Here is a 9,688-nt window from a genome sequence, read left to right on the forward strand (position 1 = left end):
ACCCAGCGTGAGTTGTTCGCGGCGATCCGGCGAGACCCGAGGGCTTGTCGGTTCGGGCTCTGGCGCACAAGTATCAGGTGCATCGCCGGACGGTGCGCGAAGAGTTGACCTCGGCGTTTTCGAAGCCGCGGAGGAAGCAGCCGCCGCGTCGGTCTCGGCCGGATCCAGACCGACTCGACTCCGAGCTTCTCCCCCTCGACAACCCGCTCGCGGTGGCCGTCGACACAGTCGACGACCACCGCGAGCGGAACCTCCCGCCCAGGCGGGGAATCGTCAGACGCTACTTGATTTTGCGGTCGAGCTCCGCGGCGGCGAAAACGCCGAGGCCGTCCACGATCAGCGTTCCTGGGCGAGTTTCTCGAGCCACGGCACGAGTTGTGCGGGAGTCGGTGTCGACGCCCACTCCTCTTCTCGAAGTCGGAGCGCAGCGTCGCGCACTTCGGGGTCCTCGACAACGCGACGCAGCATCGAGCGGATCTCGGAGACTGACTGCTTCTGGTGGTCGAGCCGGGCGCCCGCACCCCGGTCGGCCAGGTAGTTCGATGTGAGGGTCGAGTAGCCTTGTTTGGGCGACGTTCGATCCCACTCGACGCCGTCCGGGGTCGCGCGGCCGAAGAACCTCGTCGGCTCGTCGGTGTCGCACACTATCTGCGGTACGGCATTGGCGAGACCAGCTATGACGGTCCCGAAGCTCCCGTGGTTGACCAGCGCGGAGCAGGTCGGCAGCAGTTGTGACAAGGGGACGTAGTCCATGGCGCGAACGTTGTCCGGCAGCGTCCCGACCTGGTCGGAGAGCTGGTCCTTGTTGAGGGTTGCGATCACCTCGACGTCCAGCCCGTCCACCGCCTCGAGCAGCGCCGGGATCCGGCCCGTGCTGTCGCCCTTGTCGACGGCCCGGGCGGAGACCCCGAGACTGATCGCCATTCGCGGTCGCGTTGGTTCGTCCCGCAACCAGCGCTCGGACACGCTCCCGCCGCTGTAGGGCAGATACCGGACGGGAACGGTGGGAGTCCGGGTGGGCAGCCGCATGCCCGCGGGGATCGGATCGAGCGTCGCCTGCCCCAGCAACAGCTCGTCGTCGACCGTCACGCCGTGGTGGTCGGCCAGCGGTTGCATCGCCTCCGCCAGCATGCTCGGCAGTCCCCTGCTCACGAACCGCTCGTGAGCCCACGCTGTGTAGTCGGGAGAGATGAGGGTACGGACATGGGCCGCTCCGCTCGCCTTGGCTGCGACCGCGCCGCAGGGGAACCACGGCTCCCACAGCACGAGATCCGGGCGCCAGTTTTTCGCGAAAGCGACGATGTCGTCGATGTCCTCGCGCGGCCGCGGCGGTTGGTAGTTCCGGATGGCGAGGATCGCGTAGTGGTAGAAGACGTCCCACATGTCACGCTCGACGCGCTCGTGCACGGACAACGCCCGCACGTATCGCTCGGTCTCGTCCGGGTTCGGGAGCACGTCGGCGTAGTCCGGGTCGTCGCAATCGTGTACCGCCAGCGGTGTCTGCGGCCCACAGGGTACAGCGACGATGCCGGACTCGGTCACGCGCTGCGCGAAGTCCGTGGATATGATGCCGGAGGGGGAGGGGAATCCGGACGGCGCCACCACCCGCACGTCGTGACCCGCGCTCTGCAACGCCCACGCGTAGGGTACGAGCGGCCAGAAGTGAGCGGGCGCCGGAAAGCACGTGATCATGACACGCATGGCTTCTCCATTCACACAGTTGTGCGGGCAGGGGACTCGTCGAGCAGGAAGTCGCCGACCGGGCCCTTCAGCTTCTCGGCGTCGATGACGTGCGGTCCTTCGGCGACGACGCCGCGCTGTGCCGAGGGGACACAGGCGACGACGGCGTCGGCCGCCTCACCGAAGAAGTTCGGTCGGAGCTCGCTCATCGTCGGGTGGTCCTGCGACGCGCTGCCGTTGAGCACGAGCGTGGGCACGCGGATCCGTGAGAACCGCTCGGCCGGTGGCTGATTGGTGGTCCCCATGCAGGCGGCGTCGTAAGGCAGCGTATGAGCCAGACTGATCAGGTGTGACCACTTCGGATGCTTCCTTGCTCGCCGCACCGACTCCTCCGGCGAGCCCCAAGCGCGCATCGAGAGCTCGAACGCCTCGGACCGCCGGCCCTCGTCGAGCAGGGCGCGTACGCGCTGTATGTACTGACCGTGCAGAACCTCCGCGTCCGCACCCATGTCGTAGGGCAAGTCGTAGACGACCAGCCTGTTCATCGCGACACCAGCCGCCGCTGCCTCCAACGCCAGCGCCCCACCTGAGCACGCCCCGAAGACATGGGGCGACCCGCCGGCTTCGTCGATCACCGCGGCCAAGTCCTCGATCTCGCGGCGAACGGCGTACGGTGCGACGTCCCCGCTGTCGCCCCGGCCGCGCCGCGCGTAGTTGTAGACGGTGAACCGCGACGCGAGTTCGAGACCGAGCGGAGCGTTCTCGGTGCCGTCATCCATCGCCCCACACACGAGTACCACGGCGGGACCACTGCCGAAGCGCTCGTACGCGATCCGCGTCCCGTCCGGGGAGCGCACTGTACCGAAGGTGCTCATGACGGCTCCCCCTCGCCTTGGGTTTCGGTGCTGGAACCCTTGACTGCGACGAAGATGCCCCGCCCGTTGATGCCTTCGGCGGAGTACGTTGCGGGGCAGCCGGCTTCCTCGAAGGCCTGCAGGTACTCATCCTGGGTGAAGAGCATGAGTTCGTGGACCTGGGTGACCTCCCGGATCCCTTCGGCGCGGGCGATGAGGTACCGGGTCTCGAGCCGCGAGTGACGACCTTGACTCGAGGTGTGCGATACCCGGGCGATGGCACTCCCCTCGACATGCGCCGAGTCGGCGGCGAGGTACCCGTCAAGGAAATTCTCGGGGAACCACCAGGGCTCGACGACGAGCACGCCGCCGGGAACCAGGTGTTCGGCCATCGCCTGGATCGCCGCATGGAGTTCCTCGCGGCTCTCGACGTATCCGATGGCATGGAACAGGCAGGTGACGGCGTCGAACCGGCGCGGCAGCCGGAAGTTGCGCATGTCGCCGCGGTGCACCTGGGACGGGAAGCGGTCCCATGCGCGCCGCAACATCGGCTCCGAGAGCTCGACCCCCTCGACGTCGCCCACCAGCTCTGCGAACGTCTCCAGGTGGGCTCCGGTCCCGCAGGCCACGTCGAGCAACGATCCGGCGTGCGGATACCGCTCGCGCACGAGCGCGACGACCGCCTCGGCCTCACGCACCCAGTCCTTGCCACGAGCCTTGTAGACCGTCTCGTAGATGTCGACGAAATCGGCTCCGTACGTCATCGGCTCGTCCGCGAACGCTCGGTGTCTTCGGCTCCGTCGATGCCCTGCTCGTCCACGAGGTCGCGAACAGTGCCGCGGTCGTCGGTCGACGCATCCGTATCCGTGGGCGAGGCGGTGCCGGCATCGTCGGCCCCATCCTTGCCGTCCCCGTGGGCTGGGACGTGGCGCAGCGAGATGCCCGCGACGACTGCGAGAACGAGTGCGACTACACCCCCGAAGGCGGCGGCCACGTTGAGCCCATCGGTGAATGCCTCGGCCGCCTTGCGCGCCAGCTCCTCGCCGGCCGGCCCTGGAGTACCGTGGGCCACCGACATCGCGCCGGCGACGCTCTCCCGTGCGGTCGCGGCGTCGACGCCCGGAACCGGGTCACTGAAGGCGCTGCGGTAAATGGCCGCGGCGATGCTGCCTGTCAAGGCAATGCCGAGGGAGACACCGAAGTCACCACTGGTCTCCGAGACAGCAGCCGCCGAGCCCGCCTTCTCCGGCGGAGCCGAAGTCATGATCAGCCCGGCTCCCAATGCGCCCGCCGGACCGGACCCCAGCGACGCCACCACGAACCCGGACATGAGCAGGGCCACGCCGCTCTCCGGGCCAACCTGGGTCACCGCGACGAGCCCGAGCACCGAGATGATCATGCCCGCAACGATCACTTTGCCCGGCGGGATGCGGCGCGTGAACGCCGGAGCCAGCATGGACCCGACCATGCCCGCGAACGTGGGGGCGATCAGCCACAAGCCCGTCGAGAGCGGGGAGTAACCGGCCACCGATTGGAGGTACAGCGCGACGAGGAAGGCGTACCCGGACATGATCCCCATCAGCAACATGAGGGTCGCTGCCGAGGCGAAGACCCGGTTGCGGAACAGCGAGACGTCGAGGAGCGGTTCGGCGAGACGACTCTGCCGCCGCACGAATATCACGCCCGCGAGTACCCCGACGACGAGGGCAACGACGGCGATGACCGTGAGGCCGTTCTTGGCGATCTCCTTCACGCCGTAGACGAACGGGAGGATCGCGACGAGCGAGAGTACGACGCTGAGCAGGTCAATGCGGCCGCGGATCTCGCCGCCCCGCGCCTCGGGCAGCAGGAACGGAGCGGCCACCACCAGCAGGACCATCACAGGTACTGGAAGGAGGAGCGTCGAGCCCCACCAGAAGTGCTCGAGCAGGACGCCGCCGACGACCGGGCCGAGCGCGATACCGCCCATGAAGCAGCTCATATAGGCGCCGATGGCCATGGCATGATGCCGCTTGTCGGTGAACAGGCTGTTGAGGAGCGCCAGCGTCGAAGGCATGAGAGTCGCTCCGGCGATGCCGAGTACACCACGCGCCGCGATCAGCACCTCGATGCTCGGCGAGTACGCGGCCACCGCCGACACCACGGCGAACGCGCCCGCCCCGATCAGAAGCAGGCGCCGACGTCCGATGCGATCACCGAGATTCCCCATGGTGATCAGGAGTGCGGCGACCACGAAACCGTAGATGTCCAGAGCCCACAACTGCTCCGTCGAGTTTGCACCGAGATCTACCGACAGAGCCGGCACCGCCACGTACAGAATGCTGAGATCCATGGCCATCATCAGCGTCGGCAGCGCCAGGATGACGAGCCCGAATACCGCTCGTTTCCCGTGCTCGCTTGGGGTTAATTCGGCCACGAGTACTCCTCCGATAGTGTCGGACGTTGGTCGATTCGCATCGCGCCACGCCGAAAGGCCGTTCCCTCAAATATTTATTAAAAAGAGTAACACGGTCCATCGGACAGCGAAACGGAGAATTCCACGAACCGAACCTGGACCTATCCCACCGGTTTCGTGAGATTCTCATAGTCGGCGAGTGCACGGCAGCCTGGTCACCGGCAACGGTGATCTGCATACTCATTATCACAGACGAAAAGGACCAGCCACCGGCTGGAGACGTCGGAGTACAGGAGGCCTCGGTGATCAGAATCTTCCAGCCGACAGTGGGTGAGGACGAACTTGCCGCGCTCGCAGAGGTCTTCGACTCGGCCTGGTTGGGCAAGGGTCCTCGGGCGGATGCTTTCGAGCAGGCGTTCGCTGGGCACCTCGATGTCGACGCCGAACAGGTGACCTCGATCAGTTCGTGCACGGCAGGCCTGTTCATCGCTGCGAAGCTCGCCGACCTCGGCCCGGACTGTGAGGCAGTGCTGCCGACCGTCAGCTACGTCGCCGCGGGCAATGCGGTGGCCGCGACGGGTGCGCGTCCTGTCTTCTGCGATGTCGACGAGCGGACGCTGAACCCGACCGTGGACGACGTCGAGGCAGCACTGACCCCGCGGACCCGGGCAGTGGTCCTCCTGCATTACGGAGGCTACCCGGGCAATGTCGTCGAGATCGCCCGTCTGTGCCGGGAGCGCGGCATCCTGCTCATCGAGGATTCGGCCTGCTCGGTCGCGTCGCGCGCAGGCGAGCAGGCGTGTGGAACCGTGGGCGATATCGGGCTGTGGAGCTTCGACAGCATGAAGATTCTGGTCACCGGCGACGGTGGCATGCTGTATGCCCGCGACCCCGAGATGGTCGAGCGCGCCAGGAAGCTGGCGTACCTGGGGCTGGAACAGTTCAGCGGGCTGTCGCAAGCACCCCTGGTCGACTCGCGCTGGTGGGAGTTCGAGGTCTCGTCGTTCTCCGGCCGCACGGTCATGAATGACATGCAGGCGGCGATGGGGCTGGTGCAGCTCCCCAAGGTGGAGGCATTCGTCAAGCGCCGCAGGGCGGTCGCCGAATTCTACGACCGCGAACTTGTCGACTTGACCGGTGTTCGCACTCCCCCGCCGCTCCCCGCCGACCACCAGTCGTCCTATTACCTGTATTGGGTCCAGATGGAGACCGAGGTGCGCGACCGGGTGGCGAAAACGCTCCTCGAGCGCGGCATCTACACCACCTTCCGCTACCCGGCACTGCACCGTGTCCGGGCTTACGGATCGACGGCGAGCCTGCCCCGCGCCGAGCGCGCTGTCGACCAGACGCTCTGCCTGCCCCTGCACCAGGCGCTGACCGACGCTGACGTGGAACGCATTGCCGCGGAGTTCCGCAATGCGGTGTCGTCGGCCTCCGCGAACTCGCGATAAGACGCCCCGCGACCGATAGCAGAAATGGAGTTGACGATGACGGTCCACGTATGGGGCTATCTCGACGAGTACCAGCAGGAGCGCGAGGAGATACTCGAGTGTGTCGACACGGTCTTCAGCTCCGGAAAGCTCATCCTCGGCAAGAGCGTGCACATGTTCGAGCAGGAGTTCGCCGATTACCATAGCGTCGCGCACTGCGTAGGCGTCGACAACGGCACGAACGCCATCAAGCTTGCGCTGGAGGCGTTGGGCATCGGTCCGGGAGACGAAGTCATCACCGTGTCCAATACCGCGGCTCCCACCGTTGTCGCAATCGTGTCGACAGGTGCGACACCGGTCTTCGTCGACGTCCGCGAGGACGACTTCCTGATGGACACGACCCTCATCAGTGCTGCGATCACGGCTCGGACCAAGGCGATCGTCCCGGTCCATCTCTACGGACAGTGCGTCGACATGGCCGCTGTGGGCGCGATCGCCCGTGAGCACGGACTGGCCGTGGTCGAGGACTGCGCCCAGGCCCACGGCGCCCGCCAGCATGGACATCTTGCCGGTACTTGGGGGGATGCCTCCAGCTTCTCGTTCTACCCGACCAAGGTCCTCGGTGCGTACGGCGACGGCGGTGCGGTGCTGACGCCGAACGAGGAGACCGACCGTGCACTGCGCCGCTTGCGCTTCTACGGCATGGAGTCCGACTACCACACCGTCGCGACGCCGGCGCACAACAGCCGGCTCGACGAAGTGCACGCCGAGATCTTGCGGAAGAAGCTCACCCGGCTGGATCGCTACATCGAGCAACGACGCGCGGTCGCAGCGCGCTACGAGCGCGATCTCGGCGATACCGCGCTGACGCTGCCGTCGACCGTGAAGGGAAACGAGCACGTCTACTACGTCTACGTGGTGAGGCACCCGGCACGCGATTCGATCATCGCGGCGATGCAGGAGCATGGTGTTCAGCTGAACGTCAGCTACCGGTGGCCGGTTCACCTGATGACGGGGTTCGCCTATCTCGGGTACCGAGAGGGCTCGCTACCGGTGACGGAGAAACTCGCGGGCGAGATCTTTTCCCTGCCGATGTTTGCTTCGCTGCGGCGCGACGATCAGGACCACACCGTCGAAGCCCTTCGTGACGTGCTGGGAAGAATCTGAGACGGCTCGACGAAAGGGAGTAGACACGTGGAGATCCGAGAACTGGCTGTCGAGGGTGCGCTCGAGTTCACGCCCTCGGCGTACCCCGACGAGCGGGGGCTCTTCGTGGCACCGTTCCAGGGACCCGCACTCGCCCAGGCGCGGGGCCAGGGCACGTTTCCCGTGCGACAGGCCAACCAGAGCCGGTCCCGGCGCGGGGCGCTCCGCGGGGTCCACTACACCCGAACGCCGCCCGGAGTCGCGAAGTATGTGAGCTGCGCCCACGGCAGGGCCCTGGACATCGTCGTCGATCTGCGCGTGGGCTCACCGACCTACGGACGGTGGGAGTGCGTCGAGATGAACCAGGAATCGTTCCGGTCGGTGTACTTCCCTGTGGGGGTCGGGCACGCCTTCATCGCCCTCGAGGACGATACGGTGATGTCCTACATGCTGAATGGCAGCTACGTCGCCGAGAACGAACTCGCAGTCTCGGCGCTGGACCCTCGATTGGCGCTGCCGATCCCGGACGGGCTGGAGATGATCCTCTCGCCCCGGGACCGGGCCGCCATCTCGCTCGAGGAAGCCGCCCGGCAGGGACTGCTGCCCGAGTACGACCGGTGCGTCCAGCTCGACGCCGAGCTGCGGCGACAGGGCGACGGCGAGGCTCTCACATCCCTGTGAGCCTCAACGGCTCACGGCCCGCCCGCACCTGGGCGAGCACCGACGCGGGCCGGTCCCGCCTGCTGGATATTCTGGAGTTTCGCAGCGCCAACGCCTCGATCACCGGCCGGTGATCGAGGCGTTGGCGCTGAGGCGTGGCGCAACCCTGAACAGGATCTGCCGGCCGACTTCGCCCAGCGCCGCCAGGAGCACCAGCTCGACGATGCGTTGCCCGGACTGGACTGGGTGGAGGTCACCGACCGGGCGTCCGGGCCGATCACCTTGTCCAAGCACGAGGCGGCACCGGAGCCGGTGAGTTTGCGCCGGCTGAAGGCCGAGGTCGGCCGGAGATGGGGCACCGTCGCGCTGATCGACGTGGTGAAAGAGACGGTGCTTGCGCACCGGTTGCCAAGTCAGCGCCGTCGCCGTCGGCGGCGCGCTGCCGGGTCGACGTGCTCGGCGAGCGGCTGATGCTGGCGATCTACGCCTACGGCACCAACACCGGCATCCGCGCGGTCGCCGCCGGCGGCGGGCATGCCTACAGCGAGGGAACAGCTGCGCTACGCCCGGCGCCGCTACGTGACCCGCGAGGCCGCCGCTCGGGTCGCCGTCGCGATCGCGAACGCCACCTTCCCGTCGCGGCGGTGCACGCGATGGTCGGGGGTGCGGCCCGGCACGGCAACACCATGAGCGTGGAGAGCAACTACGTCGGCTCCCACAGCCAGTCCGAGATCGTCTTCGGCATCACCCGGCTGTTGGCGAGATCGCGCAATGTCGCCGCCTCCGGCACGGTCAGCCCGCATCGGGTTCGGCGTGCTCATCACGGTCAGTACCGGGATGCTCATATGCTAGAGCCTGCAAGTGAGTGAACCGAGCGCAGGCAGCGCTGGCTGCCGAGGCGATTGAACTTGTCGAGCAGCGCGGAGCGAGTCCGAGCAGATTGAGCGGAGGTGGGCGCATGTCGGCGACGAAGCTCCTGGTACTCGGTATCGTGCAGCTCTCCGGCGGCGCGCACGGCTACCAGGTCCGGTCCGAACTGCAGAGCTGGCATGCGGAAACCTGGGCCAAGATCAAGCCCGGCTCGATCTATCACGCACTGAAGAAAGCGGCGGCTGACGGCCTCCTCACCGAACACGCCGAGCCGGGCAACTCCGGTCCCGAGCGCGTTCTCTACCGCGCAACAGCTCGAGGACGTGACGAGATCGTCGAACTGGTCCGCGACGGCCTGCAGCGCACCCACGACCCAGACATGCTCAACGCGTCCATCGCCATGTTGCCCATGCTGACCAGGTCAGATGCCATCGCACACGTCAACGAGCGGGTCGCGCGCCTGGAAGCGGAGCTCGTCGTACAGGCCAAGGGGTGGGAGAGCCCGAACCCCGGCATCCCCGAGCACGTCCGCGAGCAGGCCGAACTGTGGGCGGGACACGCACGCACCGAACTGGAGTGCGCTTAGCCGTTCCCTGCTGCCAACGCTGCCCGCTGACCACGGGAAACACGACTCAACTACCACCGAAATTCTC

10 protein-coding genes are annotated in these 9,688 nt (G+C 66.9%); 6 read left to right on the forward strand and 4 right to left on the reverse strand.

The window, feature by feature from the left end:
• Positions 1–336 precede the first annotated feature (336 nt).
• From ACWDN5_RS01050 to ACWDN5_RS01065, 4 genes are read right to left on the reverse strand one after another with little or no spacing between them, the layout of a single operon-like run.
• Complete coding sequence (locus ACWDN5_RS01050) at positions 337–1,701, reverse strand: nucleotide disphospho-sugar-binding domain-containing protein (protein WP_310974009.1); 1,365 nt, start codon at positions 1,699–1,701, stop codon at positions 337–339.
• 11 nt (positions 1,702–1,712) lie between these two features.
• On the reverse strand, positions 1,713–2,555 hold the full coding sequence (locus ACWDN5_RS01055) for an alpha/beta fold hydrolase (RefSeq protein WP_310974011.1): 843 nt from the start codon (positions 2,553–2,555) through the stop codon (positions 1,713–1,715).
• A complete protein-coding gene (locus ACWDN5_RS01060; RefSeq protein WP_310974013.1) occupies positions 2,552–3,298 on the reverse strand; it encodes a class I SAM-dependent methyltransferase in 747 nt (248 codons plus the stop codon). Before ACWDN5_RS01060 ends, ACWDN5_RS01055 begins: the two co-directional genes overlap by 4 nt.
• Positions 3,295–4,950, reverse strand: a complete 1,656-nt coding sequence (locus tag ACWDN5_RS01065; RefSeq protein ID WP_449673775.1) for an MFS transporter — start codon at positions 4,948–4,950, stop codon at positions 3,295–3,297. The genes ACWDN5_RS01060 and ACWDN5_RS01065 overlap by 4 nt, the downstream gene beginning before the upstream one ends.
• Before the next feature lie 281 nt (positions 4,951–5,231).
• Here ACWDN5_RS01065 and ACWDN5_RS01070 point away from each other — a divergent pair, with 281 nt between their 5' ends.
• From ACWDN5_RS01070 to ACWDN5_RS01095, 6 genes are all read left to right on the forward strand, one after another.
• Entirely contained in the window at positions 5,232–6,380 is a 1,149-nt protein-coding gene (locus ACWDN5_RS01070; protein WP_449673776.1) for a DegT/DnrJ/EryC1/StrS family aminotransferase, read from the forward strand.
• A 36-nt stretch (positions 6,381–6,416) separates the two neighbouring features.
• Positions 6,417–7,526 carry a DegT/DnrJ/EryC1/StrS family aminotransferase gene (locus ACWDN5_RS01075; RefSeq protein ID WP_310974018.1) on the forward strand — a complete coding sequence of 370 codons (1,110 nt, stop codon included), beginning with the start codon at positions 6,417–6,419 and terminating at the stop codon, positions 7,524–7,526.
• 27 nt (positions 7,527–7,553) lie between these two features.
• Positions 7,554–8,186 (forward strand): dTDP-4-dehydrorhamnose 3,5-epimerase family protein, encoded by a 633-nt coding sequence (locus ACWDN5_RS01080; protein ID WP_310974020.1) that lies wholly within the window; start codon positions 7,554–7,556, stop codon positions 8,184–8,186.
• A 225-nt stretch (positions 8,187–8,411) separates the two neighbouring features.
• The gene (locus tag ACWDN5_RS01085; RefSeq protein WP_449673777.1) at positions 8,412–8,636 is read left to right on the forward strand and encodes a hypothetical protein; all 225 of its coding nucleotides are present in this window, start codon (positions 8,412–8,414) and stop codon (positions 8,634–8,636) included.
• On the forward strand, positions 8,636–9,034 hold the full coding sequence (locus tag ACWDN5_RS01090) for a hypothetical protein (protein ID WP_449673778.1): 399 nt from the start codon (positions 8,636–8,638) through the stop codon (positions 9,032–9,034). Before ACWDN5_RS01085 ends, ACWDN5_RS01090 begins: the two co-directional genes overlap by 1 nt.
• Positions 9,035–9,123: 89 nt before the next feature.
• Positions 9,124–9,621, forward strand: coding sequence for a PadR family transcriptional regulator (locus ACWDN5_RS01095; RefSeq protein ID WP_449673779.1), 498 nt, complete (start codon positions 9,124–9,126; stop codon positions 9,619–9,621).
• Positions 9,622–9,688: the final 67 nt, after the last annotated feature.

The organism is Amycolatopsis sp. NPDC003731 (assembly GCF_053586895.1).